12 protein-coding genes are annotated in these 15,554 nt (G+C 66.1%); 8 read left to right on the forward strand and 4 right to left on the reverse strand.

What is annotated here, in order from left to right:
• Nucleotides 1-269 precede the first annotated feature (269 nt).
• From EER27_RS03440 to EER27_RS03455, 4 genes are all read left to right on the forward strand, one after another.
• Nucleotides 270-1,655, forward strand: a complete 1,386-nt coding sequence (locus EER27_RS03440; protein WP_223807142.1) for a DUF2867 domain-containing protein — start codon at nucleotides 270-272, stop codon at nucleotides 1,653-1,655.
• A 285-nt stretch (nucleotides 1,656-1,940) separates the two neighbouring features.
• Nucleotides 1,941-2,372: an SRPBCC domain-containing protein gene (locus EER27_RS03445; protein ID WP_123086591.1), complete on the forward strand. Its 432-nt coding sequence runs from the start codon at nucleotides 1,941-1,943 to the stop codon at nucleotides 2,370-2,372.
• Nucleotides 2,373-2,877: 505 nt separating this feature from the next.
• Nucleotides 2,878-4,569, forward strand: a complete 1,692-nt coding sequence (locus tag EER27_RS03450) for a hypothetical protein (protein WP_190285620.1) — start codon at nucleotides 2,878-2,880, stop codon at nucleotides 4,567-4,569.
• Nucleotides 4,570-5,250: 681 nt separating this feature from the next.
• Nucleotides 5,251-5,559, forward strand: coding sequence for a putative quinol monooxygenase (locus EER27_RS03455; protein ID WP_123086593.1), 309 nt, complete (start codon nucleotides 5,251-5,253; stop codon nucleotides 5,557-5,559).
• 51 nt (nucleotides 5,560-5,610) lie between these two features.
• Here EER27_RS03455 and EER27_RS03460 read toward each other — a convergent pair whose 3' ends face one another.
• Entirely contained in the window at nucleotides 5,611-5,907 is a 297-nt protein-coding gene (locus EER27_RS03460) for a hypothetical protein (RefSeq protein ID WP_123086594.1), read from the reverse strand.
• A gap of 101 nt (nucleotides 5,908-6,008) precedes the next feature.
• Nucleotides 6,009-7,013: a trypsin-like serine peptidase gene (locus tag EER27_RS03465; RefSeq protein ID WP_223807143.1), complete on the reverse strand. Its 1,005-nt coding sequence runs from the start codon at nucleotides 7,011-7,013 to the stop codon at nucleotides 6,009-6,011.
• Between the two features lie 502 nt (nucleotides 7,014-7,515).
• Here EER27_RS03465 and EER27_RS03475 point away from each other — a divergent pair.
• The 3 genes from EER27_RS03475 to EER27_RS03485 all read left to right on the forward strand — a co-directional run bounded on the left by EER27_RS03475 (nucleotide 7,516) and on the right by EER27_RS03485 (nucleotide 11,663).
• On the forward strand, nucleotides 7,516-8,070 hold the full coding sequence (locus tag EER27_RS03475) for a YdeI/OmpD-associated family protein (protein ID WP_123086596.1): 555 nt from the start codon (nucleotides 7,516-7,518) through the stop codon (nucleotides 8,068-8,070).
• Between the two features lie 991 nt (nucleotides 8,071-9,061).
• Entirely contained in the window at nucleotides 9,062-11,050 is a 1,989-nt protein-coding gene (locus EER27_RS03480) for a M13 family metallopeptidase (protein ID WP_190285621.1), read from the forward strand.
• A gap of 25 nt (nucleotides 11,051-11,075) precedes the next feature.
• Nucleotides 11,076-11,663 carry a DUF6151 family protein gene (locus EER27_RS03485; RefSeq protein WP_223807144.1) on the forward strand — a complete coding sequence of 196 codons (588 nt, stop codon included), beginning with the start codon at nucleotides 11,076-11,078 and terminating at the stop codon, nucleotides 11,661-11,663.
• Between the two features lie 466 nt (nucleotides 11,664-12,129).
• On the opposite strand, the gene EER27_RS03490 is transcribed toward EER27_RS03485, so the two are convergent.
• Nucleotides 12,130-12,699 carry a dihydrofolate reductase family protein gene (locus EER27_RS03490; protein WP_190285622.1) on the reverse strand — a complete coding sequence of 190 codons (570 nt, stop codon included), beginning with the start codon at nucleotides 12,697-12,699 and terminating at the stop codon, nucleotides 12,130-12,132.
• Between the two features lie 348 nt (nucleotides 12,700-13,047).
• Here EER27_RS03490 and EER27_RS03495 point away from each other — a divergent pair, with 348 nt between their 5' ends.
• Nucleotides 13,048-13,605, forward strand: a complete 558-nt coding sequence (locus tag EER27_RS03495; RefSeq protein WP_123086600.1) for a DUF3228 family protein — start codon at nucleotides 13,048-13,050, stop codon at nucleotides 13,603-13,605.
• 345 nt (nucleotides 13,606-13,950) lie between these two features.
• Here the strand turns inward: EER27_RS03495 and EER27_RS03500 are convergent, their stop codons facing one another.
• Nucleotides 13,951-15,264 (reverse strand): hypothetical protein, encoded by a 1,314-nt coding sequence (locus tag EER27_RS03500; RefSeq protein WP_223807145.1) that lies wholly within the window; start codon nucleotides 15,262-15,264, stop codon nucleotides 13,951-13,953.
• Nucleotides 15,265-15,554 lie beyond the last annotated feature (290 nt).

The following is a 15,554-nucleotide window of genomic DNA, read 5'->3' on the forward strand; positions in this document are numbered from 1 at the left end:
GGAGGCGAGCGATCGCCGCGCGCGCGTGCCGGGCGACCTTCCACTGGCTCATTGCGCTGCCAAGCCTGGGAGTTGACGTGGACTGGCTTGAGAGGTAAATAGTTAACAAATTAGTTAAGTACACAATTGCTGTGGATTGCGCCTTCGAAGCCCTTCTTCCTATCCCGGTCGTTGGGCCAACCAAGCGCGAGAGCCGCGCCAACGCACGCAAGAACAGCCAGCCCGCCAGCTGATCCAACAATGCAAAGAGGGTGCATGTTGTGCTCACATTGACCAGGACCGTCGACACCTTTCCTACCGCCCGCATCCGATCGCATTCGGGTGGGTTGCCGGTCGAGGTGGCATTGATCGCACAGTTGGGCATCGGCTACGGCGACCAGCTGATCGCTGGCGCTTCGATGCGACAGCGTGGGCACGAGACCTACGTCGATGCGCTTGACGAGCCCTCTGCGCGCATCGGCGGCGTGGACATCGAGCGTGGCGATGCGACTTCGCTGTACACCTTCGCCGTCGGCGCGAAAGGGCATCCCTTCCATCGACATGCAGGGCACCGCGTCTTCACGGCGATTTCGGGCAGCGGCGGAGCGCAACTGCGCTTCTCGACCGCGTCGCCCGCACAGATCGATGAGGATCCCCAGCATTTCGTGCGCGGATTGCACCACGTCAACATCCCGGCCGACAGTCTGTTCACGGTGCGCTTCGGCGGTGGGACCTGGCACCAGTTCGCGCCGCTGCATGGGCGCTCGCCGCATTCGGCGCTGTTCGCGCTGTCGTGCCACACCAACGAATTCGGTGGCGACCTCACTGGCGAGCTGCGTGAACGCGTGGCGGCGAATGAGGCCGACATTCCCTCGCTGACCGAAGTGCTGCCCGACGCGCTGCGCGACGTGCTCGCGGCGCTGGATCCGGTTCGCGTACCTACCGTGGCGTTGTCGCTGCATGCCGCGCCGGTCTCGCTGACAGGGAGGATCTGCGCGTGGGCGAGAAGCGCGTCGGGGCGCGTTCGTGGCGGGTGGGGCAGGTGGCGGGGAGCGAAGGGATTTCTGGCCCACAACGGCGGCGGTCGCGTGGTGGCCGAGCAGTCGGCACCGCCCGCGGATTCGCTGTTGCGTTCGCAACTCCCGGATGCATTCGATCACGAGGACAGCTTCAGCCTGGTCACGGATGCAGGTGAGCTGGGGACCACGTCCGCACGCGAGGCAATGGCCGCGGTGCTCGAAGGCTTCATCGAGAACAACCCTCCCGGGGTCTCACGGCTGATGGCGCTTCGCAACGTTCTGGTCAAGCCGCTCGGATTGCGCACCTCGCCGCTGGGGTGTCCGGTGTCGTCGCTGTTGTCGCCACAGGCCGATGTGTTGTTCGCCAACCGCTTCCCGGTGATCGCGCAACGCGGCAATGCCGCCGATACGCGCGTCGAAGTCGTTCTGGGCGCCGACGACAAACATCTTCGCTTCCGCTCGTGCGTCGGCGTTGACCTATGCGGCGATGGACGCGCGGTCGTCACGCTCGGCACGCGGGTGCGGACGACCAATCTGTTCGGTCGCTCCTACATGGCGCTGATCGACCGCGTGCACCGGCGCTACATCACGCCCACCATGTTGAGGCTGGCGGTTGATCACGCGGTGCGGGGGCTTGGAGCTTCCGGGGCGGGTTGACCCCCGGGCAACCGGGCAAGGTGGGCTTGAGCCCACCCTACGTCCGCAACGCACGCTCGTACAACTTCTCGCCGCGGCGATGAGTAGGGTGGGCCCAGGCCCACCGCTCTGCGGCAATCGGTGGGCGTTCTCCTACGGCGCGAGGCGGGGTGCGCTGATATTGAGCATCACAGGAGATTTTTTCGGAGACGTGTCGATTCCAGACCGCGTCGTTCGTCGTCCCATTGAAGGCCAGCGTTTTGCGGGCCTGAATCGATGAAGTCAATCCAACAAGGAGAGTTCCGCATGTCTGCAACTGCATCTGTTACCAAGATCACCGTCGAGGCCCTGGTCAAGGCCACGCCCGAAGCCATCTGGCACGCCTGGAACAGCCCCGAGGCCATCAAGCAATGGAACACCGCGGTGGAGGATTGGCACACCACCAGCAGCACCGTCGACCTGCGTGAGGGCGGCAGCTTCTCGTCGCGGATGGAGGCGAAGGACGGCAGCATGGGCTTCGACTTCGCCGGCACCTACACGAAGGTCCTGCCGCACCGGCAGATCGACTATCGGATGGCGGACGGCCGCGAGGTCACCAACGAGTTCATCGACGGAAGCGACGGCGTCCTGGTGCGGGTGACGTTCGACGCGGAAACCGAGAACTCGCTGGAGCAGCAGCGCTACGGATGGCAGGCAATCCTGGACAGCTTCGCTCGGTACGCCGAACTCGCTCGGTAAGAGGGCGACGCGTAGGGTGGGCCCAGGCCCACCGCTTGGCGGTTCCCGTTGTGAATCCGGCGAAGGCGGGCTTGAGCCCGCCCTACGCCCGCCCTACGCCCGCCCTGCGACTATCCGCTGCGGTGATGCGTAGGGTGGGCCCTGGCCCACCATTCCGCGGCGGCCGGTGGGCGTTCCCTTTGGGTGAGGGGCGGGGTGCGCTGATGTCGAACGGTGGAGCGCTAGGAACAACGATAGAGGCAACGCCCGCATACGCGGGCGTTGTTCATTCCGGCAGCACCACGAAGGGCATGGCGCGGTTGGCCGCGGCAGACACACGTACCGAAGCGGGCAGTCATTCCCAGCGGTGACCTGTTTTCGCCCCGTCCCGCGTTCGTTCGCGCGTAACGGGGCTACTCCAGTCGTTGTCGCGGCACCGCCATGCGCAATGTCCGCCGACCCCATCACGGTTTTCGCGCTGCCTGCGCGCCATTCGCCGAGGCCACCCGTGTCCCAGCTGCCCGCCATGCGTCCTCTCATCCTATCCTGCGCCGCGTTGCTGGCGCTGTCCGCCTGCCGTAACGCCGGCCCAGTGGTCGATGCCGCAACGGAGCCGGCGGTGTCGCCGCCGCAGATGGCGATGGTCGGTGCGCACCTGCTGGAAGGGCTCGGCAACTACCACTTTCCGGTGACCAGCAAGCACCCCGAGGTGCAGCGCTGGTTCGACCAAGGGCTGATGCTGACGTTTGGCTTCAACCACGACGCGGCGGAACGCAGCTTCCTCAAGGCCACCGAACTCGATCCCGATTGCGCCATGTGCTGGTGGGGCGCTTCGCTGGTGCTGGGTCCACACGTCAACGCGGCGATGGACCCGCAGAACAACACCAACGCCTGGACACGGCTGCAACGAGCGCAGAAGCTGGCGCCGCAAGCCAGCGAGCGCGAGCGTGCCTTCATCCAGGCGCTCGCGACACGCTATGCCCAGGATCCGCCGGCTGACCGTCGCGCGCTGGATCAAGCCTACGCCGAGGCCACGCGCACGCTGATGCAGCAGCGTCCGGACGATCTCGACGCCGCAGTGTTCCACGCCGAAGCGCTGATGGACCTGCAGCCCTGGGACTACTACGACGCGCAGCTGCGCCCAAAAGGAAACACCGCGGAGATTGTATCCACGCTGGAATCGGTCATGGCGCGCAATGCCGATCATGCCGGCGCGTTGCATTTGTACGTGCACGCGGTGGAAGCCTCGTCCGCACCCGAGCGGGGCGCCGCCGCAGCCGATCGACTGCGCACTCTGATTCCAGGTTCCGGGCACCTGGTGCACATGCCCGCGCACATCTATGCCCGTGTCGGGCGCTGGCACGATGCGGTGGTTGCCAACCTGCGTGCGATCGAAGCCGACGACGCCTACCTGGCGCTGTGTCGAGGCAACACCAAGGGGGTGTACCCGCTGGGTTACGTGCCGCACAACTCGCACTTCCTATGGTTCGCCGCAAGCATGGAAGGCAGCAGCGCCACGGCGCAGACGGCGGCGCGCACGACCGCCGAGCGCACCAACCTGCCGGAGCTCATGCGCAAGGAGGGATTTGCTGGTCTGCAGAACTACTGGATGACGCCATGGTTCGAGCGCGTGCGCTTCGGGCGCTGGGACGAGATCGCCAACGCGCCTAACCCGGCGCCGGATCTGCCTTACGTCACCGCCATCTGGCACTACGCCCAGGGCATGGCGGCAGTGCGGCAGAAGCGTTTGGACGCGGCGCAGGAGCACCTCGATGCAATGCGCCCGATCGTGGCCGATCCGGGGATGGACAAGATGATGGTGTGGGACCGCTACCCGTTGGCCTACTCGGCACGCATCGCCGAGCGCATGGTCACCGCCGAAATCGCGGCGGCGCGCGGCCAGCACGATGCCGCAGTGGCAGCGTTGCAAGACGCGGTGAAGATCGAAGACGGCATCCCCTACGACGAGCCGCCCGGCTGGCACGCACCAGTGCGACATACATTGGGTGCGGTACTGCTGGACGCCGGCAGGGCCACCGAATCCGAACGTGTCTATCGCGAGGAACTGCGCCGCAATCCCGGTAATGGCTGGTCGCTGTTCGGTCTGGCTCAGAGCTTGCGCGCGCAGCACAAGGACGCCGAAGCGGCGAAAGTGCAAGGCGCCTTTGCGAGCGCTTGGCGCAACGCCGACGTGCGATTGGCTTCGTCTCGGATGTGAGCGATCGATGTGGGGCAGGCCGTGTGGTGGAGCCTGCGAGGCGTTGTTCTTCCCCGCGCGCCGGGAGGTCGTATGGAGTCGTAGGGTGGGCGGCCCTGGCCCACCGCTTGCGGTCATGGTGCGAGGGTGGACGAAGGTGGGCTTGAGCCCACCCTACGACCAACTACGCAACTTCCCGCCGCGGCGATGCGTAGGGTGGGCCCTGGCCCACCGCTTTGCGCGTGCGAGGGTGGACGAAGGTGGGCTTGAACCCACCCTACGACCACCTACGCAACTTCCCGCCGCGGCGATGCGTAGGGTGGGCCCTGGCCCACCGCTTGTGGTCATGGTGCGAGGGTGGACGAAGGTGGGCTTGAGCCCACCCTACGGCGGTGACCTGCTAACGAAAGCCGCCGACTCGAGGATTTCACTGGAGCAGCGATGCGTAGGGTGGGCCCTGGCCCACCGTTCTGTGGCGGTGTGTGAACTTCTTGTGCGGCGAGAGTCAGGGACGCTGAGTTCGAGCGGGGCAAATCGTGAAAGGCGGGCTTGAGCCCGCCCTACGCCCACCCTACGCCCGCCCTACGCCCGCACTGCAACGTCGATGACGGGCGATAATTCACGCGAGCCGAAGCCGCTTTGCGGCTCGGCTCAGTGCAGGCTCTACGCCTGACTCAACTCCCCGCCATTGAAGGTAGAACGATGACGCAAGCAGCACTCTTCGTGAAGCACAAGACCATGCCCGGAAAGCGTGATGAAGTTCGAGCCGTCTGGGAAAAGCACATGGCGCCTGCCATTGCCGCCAACGCTGGCCATACCGCGTACTTCTATTGCTTCGACGATTCGGACCCGGATTCCATCTGTGCGTTCCAGCAGTACGCCAGCGCCGAGGCGGCACAGGACTTCCTCAAGACGCCCAGCTATGCGGCCTATCTGAAAGAGGTCGAGCCGTTGCTTTCCGGCCCGCCGCAGCTGACACCGCTGACGCCGATGTGGTCGAAGGACGCCTAACAAGGGCCTGGGCAACTCGTCGGCAACGCGGTCAAGGCGTTCAGGCGCTCCCTAACGCAACCCGCCGACTCGAGGAATCCTGTTGAGCTCGTCGATGGTCTTCCGGGGCGCGCGCAGGCGGATCTGCACGGGAAAGGACTCCTGCACGACGACATCTTTCACGATGCCGGTCTTTTCCAGCTCCATGACCCTGACCAACACCGGGTCGGGAGATTCGGCGCTGCCGATGATGAGTGCACTCTCCAGCGGCTCATGCGCCATGGTCGGCTGATTGTTCATGGTCGGTTGATTGTTGTTGAGGCTGCAGCCAACACACAGCATCAGTGCCGCGATGAAAACCGTCTTCATGTTTTCCGCCTTGCACGTGGGACGATCCAGTGAAAACGTGATGCACCGGCAAGCCGGTGCATCACGAGTGGTTCACTCAAGCTCAAGCTGACGCTTGTCGATCAGTTGGGGTAGGTAGCGATCCAGTTCTGCAGCGTGCTGTAGACGCTGCTGGTCAGCCTGGTTCCGCAGTTCTGGCTGGCCGACCCGGTCGTGTGGATACCGCGGACGTAGACACCACCATCGCTGGCGATGCCGCTGCCGCTTTGCCCGCCGGCGGTGTCGATGGTGTAGCACAGCCGGTACGAGCCGCTGGTCCACACGCCTCCGGAATGCGTCCACATCGTGCCGAACGGCTTGTCGCCCGGGTAGCCGGTGATGGTGTGCGTGCCACCGGAGTACACGCCCCAACCGGCGTTGCCTCCATGGGGCGCCGCGCTAAGCACGATCAACGCATAGTCGTGGTTGCTGTCTGCGCTGTTGTGCCAAGCCGTCGTGGTGACGGCGCGAGTCCAGGTGGCCGTGCCCCACGGCTGATAGCTGCCGTTCTGGGCGGTGGTGAAGTTCAGGGCGGAGTACCAGGTGCCGGCGCCGTTGGACACGCAGTGCCCCGCGGTGAGGACGTGCTTCGGGGTGATCAGCGTGCCGGTACAACCGATGCCGATGCGGCCGATGTGCCAGAAGGGGGAAGCAACGGTATTGCCGATCTGCACGCGGTCGTCCGTGCCAATGACGACGGTGGGGGAGACCCTGCCGTTTGCACTACGGTTGAGAGTGGGGAACGTCGGGGGAGTGCTGAACGTGGTGGCGGTGCGGCCGACGGCTTCGAGATCGCGGATTGCCTTCTCGAAGATGGCAACGTCTTCCGGATTCATTCGCGATTCGTACTGGTCGCCATTGCGGGTGACCATGATGGTGCTCAATCCTGCCGCCTTCTGCCGCGGCGACTGCAGGCGGGCATCGGTCGCAACGCCTGTTTCCGGCAACGCACGGGTCACCAGATTGTCGCCATGGATGAACCTGGCTTTCGCGGGCAACTTCCGAAGTGTGGGTTCCTTGGCTTCCGCCGTATCCATCACCGGGGCCGAAATCAACAGCGCCAAACCAAGCACGGTTAGATATTTCATGACAGCTCCATTGTTGGTTGAATCGTCCTTTGGGGGTGGCGAGAAGCTGCATCCTGCGTCTTCTCAACCGGGCCAGTTCGGCACACGTCCGGACTGGCTGGTGACGAAACAGGCGCTAGCTTCCCGTCTCGTCGATGCGGCCGTCCCTGGCCGCGTGATCGGCGCTTTACTCAACGACTACGCTAAACGCGAGAGCTGCAGACTGGCGGTCACGCATGTGCCAGCGACGTAACGACTGCCTTCGACTTGGCCTTCCATGCGGGTGCCGTGTGGCGCCTATTTCCAATTCATTACCGTCGCCGTGTTCGAACGGCGCGATCGATTGCTGGTGGCTCGGATCCCAACCCGCCTACACTTGTCCGACTCGCGGGGCGAGTACACCTGCAAGATGCAACAAGGTCCCGCCGTCGACCCCGACAAGGTCCAGCACCAACGCGGGCTTCACGAGAAGCAGGGTAGGTCTTGGCCCACCGTTTCCGCAGTGTTCTGGTAGCGTCCGGCCATGAACGAGCGCATCGACACGATCCACTTCAAGGCAAAACTGCTCCGGCCGGCGACGCCGAAGAACGCGTCCTGGAGTTTTCTCGTGCTGCCCGCACAGGCCAGCGCGAAGTTGCCCACGCGTGGGATGACGAGCGTCGATGGTGTTCTTGAGGGGCATCGGTTCAAGGCCACGCTCGATCCGGACGGGCGGGGCAGCCACTGGCTCAAGGTGCCCCGCGCATTGCGTGAGCAGGCCGGCGTTGGCGTCGGCGACACGGTCGCGATTGCGATCACGCCTGCATCGGTAGAACCCGAACCGCGCGTCCCCACCGATCTTCGCAAAGCCCTCGCCACAGTGCCGGAAGCGCGGGCGCAATGGACCCGCCTCACGCCTGCCGGGCGGCGGGACTGGATCCAGTGGATCACCTCGGCGAAGAAGGCGGAGACACGTGCGCGGCGGATCGTGAATGCGTGCGACATGCTCGCCTGCGGGAAGCGGCGCGCATGTTGCTTCGATCGGTCGGGGATCTACAGCAAAGCTCTCGGCGCGCCCGAACCTGCGGAATCCGCGTAAGGCGGGGTTGGACCCCGAAGGTGGGCTTGAGCCCACCCTACGGTCCTACGGTTCAACCACTTCCCGCCGCGGCGATGCGTAGGGTGGGCCCTGGCCCACCGCTCTACGGCGGTCGGTACGCGAAGGTGGGCTTGAGCCCACCCTACGGTTCAACAACTTCCCGTCGGGACAATGCGTAGGGTGGGCCCTGGCCCACCGGTTTGCGGCCGTCGGTGTGTGAAGGTGGGCTTGAGCCCACCCTACGGTCCAACAACTTCCCGGCGCGACAATGCGTAGGGTGGGCCTTGGCCCACCGGTCTGCGGCGGTCGGTGTGTAAAGGTGGGCTTGAGCCCACCCTACGGTTCAACAACTTCCCGCCGTGGCGATGCGTAGGGTGGGCCCTGGCCCACCGGTCTGCGGCGGTCGGTGTGTAAAGGTGGGCTTGAGCCCACCCTACGGTTCAACCACTTCCCGCCGCGGCGATGCGTAGGGTGGGCCCTGGCCCACCGGTTTGCGGCCGTCGGTGTGTGAAGGTGGGCTTGAGCCCACCCTACGGCCCAGCAACTTCACGCCGCGGCGATGCGTAGGGTGGGCCCTGGCCCACCGGTTTGCGGCCGTCGGTGTGTGAAGGTGGGCTTGAGCCCACCCTGCGGTCCAACAAACTCACGCCGCGTCGATGCGTAGGATGGGCCTTGGCCCACCGCTCTACGGCGGTCGGTGTGTGAAGGTGGGCTTGAGCCCACCCTACGGTCCAACCACTTCCCGTCGCGGCGATGCGTAGGGTGGGCCTTGGCCCACCGCTCTACGGCGGTCGGTGTGTGAAGGTGGGCTTGAGCCCACCCTACGGTTCAACCACTTCCCGTCGCGACAATGCGTAGGGTGGGCCTTGGCCCACCCACCGCAGCCTCGATTCGATCGGGCGGAGTGGCGGGAAGGGGGCGCTATAGTGACCGGAATCATTCCAGCAAGGACGTTGCCGTGATCAGGTCCAGCCTTCCGCTAGTCGTTTTGTTGGCCGCAGCCACCACCGCATCCGCCGGCGCCTTGCACGGGATCCATCCCGAAGACCTCAACCGCAACGGCGACGCCTGCACCGATTTCTTCGACTACGCCAACGGCGCGTGGCGAGCGCAGAACCCGATCCCGAACTACATGGATCGCTGGAGCCGCCGCTGGCAATCCGGCGAGGTCAACAAGGAACACGTCCGCGACATCCTCGCCGAGCTCTCGGCGCGCACGGACTGGCCACGGGGCAGTGCAGGGCAGCTCGCCGGCGACTTCTACGCCGCGTGCATGGACGAATCCCGGGTCGACGCGCTGGGCAGCAAGCCGGTCCAACCTTGGCTTGCCGACGTCGACGCCATCGGCGACAAGGCCGACCTGCAGCGCATGATCGGCAAGCTGCACGACGTTGGCGTGAACGTGCCCTTCATCGTCTACGCCGGCGAGGACCTGCACGAGCCGTCCAGGACCATCGCCCACATCTACGCCGGTGGCCTGGGCATGCCCGACCGCGACTACTACCTCAAGACCGAACCGCGATTCGTCGAGTCGCGCGCGAAGTACCTCGAGCACGTGGCGAAGATGTTCGAGCTCGCCGGCGCCGCACCGGAACAGGCCAGGCAGAACGCCCAGACCGTGTTCGCCTTCGAAAAGCGCCTGGCCGAAGCCTCGTTGGACAACGTGCAATTGCGCGACCCAAAGCTGCAGGACAACCCGACGGCGTTCGCCGACCTGCCAAAGCTTGCGCCCGCCTTCGACTGGGGCACGTACTTCGACGCTGCCCAGATGCCGCGCGACGCGGTCAACGTGACCCAGCCGAAGTTCCTGCAGCAGGTAGAGAAGGAACTGGCCACGACCCCGCTCCCGCAGTGGAAGACCTACCTGCAGTGGCACGTGCTCAACACCGCCGCGGACTCGCTGTCCACGTCATTCGTCGAGGAGAACTTCGCCTTCAACGGCAGGTTCCTCACCGGTGCCACCGAGATCAAACCGCGCTGGAAGCGCTGCGCCGAAGCCACCGATGCCCAGCTCGGCGAAGCGCTGGGCCAGAAGTACGTCGAGAAGTATTTCCCGCCGGAAGCCAAGGTCAAGATGCAGGAAATGGTGAAGAACATCCTGCTGGCGATGGACGACACCATTCGCGAACTGGACTGGATGGACGAAGAAACCAAGAAGAAGGCGCTGGAGAAGCGCTCCACCTTCTTCCCCAAGCTCGGCTATCCGGACAAGTTCAAGGACTACAAGGGCGTGGTCGTCTCGCGCGATTCGGCGTGGGACAACCTCGTCGCCGCCTCGCGCTGGAACGTCGCCGACAACCGCAGCCAGGTCGACAAGCCGACCGACCGCAGCCGCTGGGGCATGTCGCCGCCAACGTCGAATGCGTACTACAACCCGTTGCAGAACGAGATCGTGTTCCCGGCCGGCATCCTGCAGCCGCCCGCGTTCGACCTGACCGCCACCGACGCCGTCAACTACGGCGCGATCGGTGTGGTCATCGGCCACGAGATCAGCCACGGCTTCGACGACCAGGGCGCGCAGTTCGACGCGCAGGGGCGCCTCGCCAACTGGTGGACGGCCGAGGACAACACGCAGTTCACCTCCAAGGGCCAGTGCGTGGTCAACCAGTTCGAGGGCTACTTCATCGAACCGGGCGTCCACCACAACGGCAAGCTGGTGCTGGGAGAATCCATCGGCGACCTTGCCGGTGCCAAGCTCGCCTACCGCGGCTACCTGAAGTCGCGCGAAGGCAAGGGTCCGGAGCCGACCATCGACGGCTTCACCCCCCAGCAGCAGTTCTTCATTGCCTGGGGGCAGTGGCGCGGTGATGAAACGCGCATCGAAACCCAGCGCACCATGATCCAGGGCGACCCGCACCCGATCGCGAAGTACCGGGTCAATGGGCCGTTGTCGAATCTGCCCGAGTTCCGCGAGGCGTTTCAATGCAAGGCGGATGCGCCAATGGTGCGACCGGAGGCTGATCGCTGTGAAGTCTGGTAACCACGGAGATTCAAAGATCATGACGATGCAACTGAGATGCCGCTGTGGCGCGGTGAGGGGCGACATGGATGCCGCCCGCGCCTTCATTCGGGCAACCTGCTATTGCAAGGATTGCCGTGCCTTTGCGCGCTTCCTCGGGCAGCCGGACGTGCTGGATGCCAGTGGCGGCACCGACATCGTGCCGACCGCGCCGGCCACGGTGCGGTTCACCGCCGGTTCCGAGCACGTGGCCTGCATGTCGCTCAGTCCCAAGGGCCTGCTTCGCTGGTACGCGTCGTGCTGCCGCACGCCGCTGGCCAACACGCCGCGCGATGCGAAGCAACCGTATGCGGGCCTGGTGACAGCCTGTTTCGATGCCGCGCCGCAGGCGGTGGACGCGGCCTTTGGGCCTCGCGATCGCATCGTGCTCAACACCGGATCGGCAACCGCGCCGGTGCGTTCCACGCCGCTCACCTTCGTGACGGGTGGCTTGCGCATCCTGGCCGGCGTCATCGGCGCCCGTCTGCGTCGTGAGCGCACCTCGCCGTTCTTCGATGTCAGTGGGCAGCCAGTGGCGGCGCCGGAGGTGATCAGTTTCGAGCAGCGCGCCGCGCTCGAGCGTGACGTTCGGTGATGCGTAGGGTGGGCCCCGGCCCACCGCTTGGAGGTGCGGAGGGGGTGGGCTTGAGCCCACCCTACGTCGCTGGAGCGCGACGTCCGGTGATGCGTAGGGTGGGCCCCGGCCCACCGATTGGCGGTGCGGCGGTGGTGGGCTTGAGCCCACCCTACGTCGCTGGAGCGTGACGTTCGGTGAAGCGTAGGGTGGGCCCCGGCCCACCGATCGGCGGTGCGGCAGTGGTGGGCTTGAGCCCACCCTACGTCGCTTGAGCGTGACGTTCGGTGATGCGTAGGGTGGGCCCCGGCCCACCGATTGGCGGTGCGGCGGTGGTGGGCTTGAGCCCACCCTACGTCGCTGGAGCGCGACGTTCGGTGATGCGTAGGGTGGGCCCCGGCCCACCGCGTGGAGGTGCGGCGGTGGTGGGCTTGAGCCCACCCTACGTCGCTGATGTAGACCATCGCGCCCGGGTTGCGCTCGGGCGTTAAGTAAACCGGTACTGCAGTACGACAAATCCGCGCGGGTAGGTTTTGCTGTGTTCAAGCACGAGTTCGCGCTGGCCAAGGTCGTGGGGAGCGAATGATCGGCCGGCGCCGATCAGGCGTGGGACGATGCGCAGACGCAGCACGTCGACTTCGCCGGCGCGCATCAGCGCCTCGGTCAGCGTCAGACTGCCCCATACGACGAGGTCGCCGTCGATGCGCGACTGCAGGGCGCGCACGCTGTCCACGCCGTCGCCGTGCAAGACCTGGGCCGGCGCGTGTCGGCCCCAAGGGGCGTCGTCGAGCGTGTTCGACACCACGTATTTGGGAATGGTGTTTATCGGCACGGCTACCGGTTCGACAGCCGGGTCCGCGTCCGGCCAGTAGTCGGCAAACATCCGGTACGTGGTGCGGCCGAGGACGATGGCGCGCACCGACTCGAGCATGCGCAGCTGGTCCCCGTCTGCCTCGTTGATGCCGGTGACATCACTTTCGAAAAAGCCGATGCCGCCGTCTGGCTCAGCAGCGTAACCGTCGGCACTGACGATCTGTTCAACGATGAGCTTGCCCATGGAACGACCTCCTTTCGATGGCTTCATCGGGTACGACGAACCAAGGCGGGGCGAATCGACATCGGGGCGGGGGTAGCCTGCCGGACCTGCTCAAGACGGAAGCGTAGGGTGGGCCCTGGCCCACCGTGTGCCCAAGGCGGGCTTGAGCCCGCCCTACGCCCGCCCTACGCCCGCTCTACGACCATCCGTTCAACGTCGCGCCGCGACGATGCGTAGGGTGGGCCCTGGCCCACCGCTCTGCGACAAATGGATTTCCTGCGGCGAGAGGCGGGTGCTTTCCTGGGGGAGTCACGAGACCCACAACGCCCGTGCCCCGATAATGCCGCGCCCCCGACTTTCCCTTGCCGCATGTCCATCATCCTCACCGACTTCGCTCGCCCCCGCTTGTTTCCGCGCGAGCCGCGGCGCAACACCATCCAGGACTGCACGCCCGAGGCGTTCGAGCGGCACCTCAACGAGGTGTCGCCGTTGCAGGTGCTGGACGGCTACGCGTCGTTCTGCAAGTTGCACGTGCATCGCAACTGGACGTCGACGCGGTGCCTGGCGGTGCCGATCACCGACGACAACCGGCACCTGCTGCGCACCCAGTACGAGGCCCGGACCCGAGACGAGCTGCCGGTGCTGGTGCGCTGGTTCGAGGGGATCGAACCACCGGTGGCGAACTACCTGGTCGTCATCCTCTACAGCCGGGAGCAGCTGGCGAAGGAGGGGACGGTGACCACGGCCGACTGGGGCGTGGTGGGCTGCATGTACACCGCCGAGCCGATCGAGACGCCCATGGCCCCGGTCACGATGATGCGCAACGCACTCGGCGTGGAGGAGGGCGGCTCGGGTGTACCGCTGGACCGGGAGGCATATCGGCGCAGCGTCGAGTTCTGGAGCACGCATGCCAATTGGCGGGGGTAGGGGTTGTGGTGGCGTGGCGCTTGGAAGGCGGAAGGCGGAGGCCGGAAGCCGGAAGGCGGAAGGCGGGCTTGAGCCGCCCTACGCCCGCCCTACGCCCACCTACGACTTCCGCCAGGACGATGCGTAGGGTGGGCCCTGGCCCACCGCTTGCGTGACCCACACGGAAGGCGGGCTTGAGCCCGCCCTACACCCGCCCTACGCCCGCCTACGACTTTCGCCAGGACGATGCGTAGGGTGGGCCCTGGCCCACCGCTTGTGAGACCCACAAAGGCCGGCGGGCTTGAGCCCGCCCTACGCCCGCCCTACGCCCGCCTTACGCCCTCCGTGCGCCCGTGCCTATGTCGGTTAGGGCTGGCTGTCGTCGCGCACTAGCGTCGAATCCCCGGCGCGCGCGCCCGGTGCGATCTTCCAGCCGGGCTTCAGCGTGAGCGTCCAGCCGTCGCCGCGCAGGCCGCCGTCGCGGGGCAGCGGCACCGTTGCGCGCTTCATGTCGGCTTGCACCAATGCGCCGTTGCGCTCCACCACCAGGTCGCCCCAGGCGTCGGTGAGGCGCAGGGTGGGGTACACGGTGCCTGCGTCGTCCAGCGGCACCAGCGTCTGCGGGTTGAACTGGAAGTTCGACTTCGCCAGCGGCAGCACCAGCAGCGGGCCCTCGATCAGCGCGACGCGGTAGGCATCGACGCGGGCGATGCGTTCCCCGTCGCGGCGGACCTCCGCTTCGCGCAGGCTGCCGTCGACGTCGTATCGGCGCTTGCGCGCATCGAGGTCGGCGGACACGGCGGCACCGGTGTTGTACGCAGTCGCCAGCAGCGCGCCCAGGTTGGCGCTGGCGGAAATCTTGCCGCGCCACTCGGGATCGGCATCGTCCAGCAGCAGGCCGTAGGCGGGGCCGCTGGCGTATGCGAACGAGCGCACGAAGCTCGGTGCGTCGAGGAAGCGCGACAGGTCGAAGATTGCATACGCCTGCCGCTCGTCCAAGCGTGCCAGGCCGAGCCGCACGCCGGTGTACTCGGCGATGCCTTCGTTGATCTCCAGCGCGGCCTCGTCGCCGGCGGCATTGGCGAACAAGCCGTGGCGCGCGTGCCGGAACGCGAGTGCATCGGTGACGTGGGCGCGGCGGTCGTCTGCATCGTCGGCCATCAACGCCTGCGCCAGTGCGCGCCATTCCAGTTGCAACAGGTAGCGGCCTTCGAGCGTGTCGAGGTGGCGGTTGCCCGCCTCGGGCCGGGTCAGGCCGAGGTCGGGCTGGATGCGGTGGAACATTTCGTGCGCGAGCGTGACCCGGCGGGTCGTGGTCTCGAACGACACCGGCCACAGCAGTTGCGTCCAGCGCGTGCCGGACCACTCGACGCGTGTGTTGGCCATGATGGCGCCGGTCGGCAGCGTCCCGGTGAATACGTTGCCGCCCGCCGTCAACGCATTGCCCGGGTCTTGCTGGTTCGCGATCGCGGCGCGGTCCATCGGATCGACGATCAGGATCGGACCGCACAGCGAACGTCCCCACAATGCGCCGGCGTCGCGATCGCAGATCGTTCGCGCCTCGTCGAACACCAGGTTGGCGCCGTCGCGATCGACCGTCGCTGCGGCGGGTACGCTCTGAAGGCACGCGGCGAGACCCGCGCAGGTGAGCAGGGTGGTGCGGAAGAAGGGAGTCGACATCTCATGGTCCGTGCGTGAAATGGAGCGCGATTGTGGCGCAGATCAAGCGCTACGGTGGCGCGGTGCACTGCTACGCCAGAACGCCAGGTGGGGCCGCACAAACCAGGCCAGTGATCGTGCCGCCCCTGCCTCGCGGCAGATTGGGGCAATGGCGCGCGGGGCAGGGGCGAAAGGGCTTCAGGTTCGAACCAAGTCGATGAACCCGGAACCATTTCGTCGAAGCAGGCGGTATCGTGTGCGGCGGAGACAATCCAAGTCCTTCGGGGCTTCCCTCGTTGGCATCGTCAACC

Origin of the sequence: Montanilutibacter psychrotolerans (genome assembly GCF_003719825.1) — a bacterium.
Taxonomy (GTDB): Bacteria; Pseudomonadota; Gammaproteobacteria; order Xanthomonadales; family Xanthomonadaceae; genus Montanilutibacter; species Montanilutibacter psychrotolerans.

Coding starts and splice junctions, on each gene's coding strand:
- EER27_RS03445 (WP_123086591.1), top strand. CDS start 1,941: ATGTCTGCAACTGCATCTGTTACCAAGATCACCGTCGAGGCCCTGGTC.
- EER27_RS03450 (WP_190285620.1), top strand. CDS start 2,878: ATGCGTCCTCTCATCCTATCCTGCGCCGCGTTGCTGGCGCTGTCCGCC.
- EER27_RS03455 (WP_123086593.1), top strand. CDS start 5,251: ATGACGCAAGCAGCACTCTTCGTGAAGCACAAGACCATGCCCGGAAAG.
- EER27_RS03460 (WP_123086594.1), bottom strand. CDS start 5,907: ATGAAGACGGTTTTCATCGCGGCACTGATGCTGTGTGTTGGCTGCAGC.
- EER27_RS03465 (WP_223807143.1), bottom strand. CDS start 7,013: ATGAAATATCTAACCGTGCTTGGTTTGGCGCTGTTGATTTCGGCCCCG.
- EER27_RS03475 (WP_123086596.1), top strand. CDS start 7,516: ATGAACGAGCGCATCGACACGATCCACTTCAAGGCAAAACTGCTCCGG.
- EER27_RS03485 (WP_223807144.1), top strand. CDS start 11,076: ATGCAACTGAGATGCCGCTGTGGCGCGGTGAGGGGCGACATGGATGCC.
- EER27_RS03490 (WP_190285622.1), bottom strand. CDS start 12,699: ATGGGCAAGCTCATCGTTGAACAGATCGTCAGTGCCGACGGTTACGCT.
- EER27_RS03495 (WP_123086600.1), top strand. CDS start 13,048: ATGTCCATCATCCTCACCGACTTCGCTCGCCCCCGCTTGTTTCCGCGC.
- EER27_RS03500 (WP_223807145.1), bottom strand. CDS start 15,264: ATGTCGACTCCCTTCTTCCGCACCACCCTGCTCACCTGCGCGGGTCTC.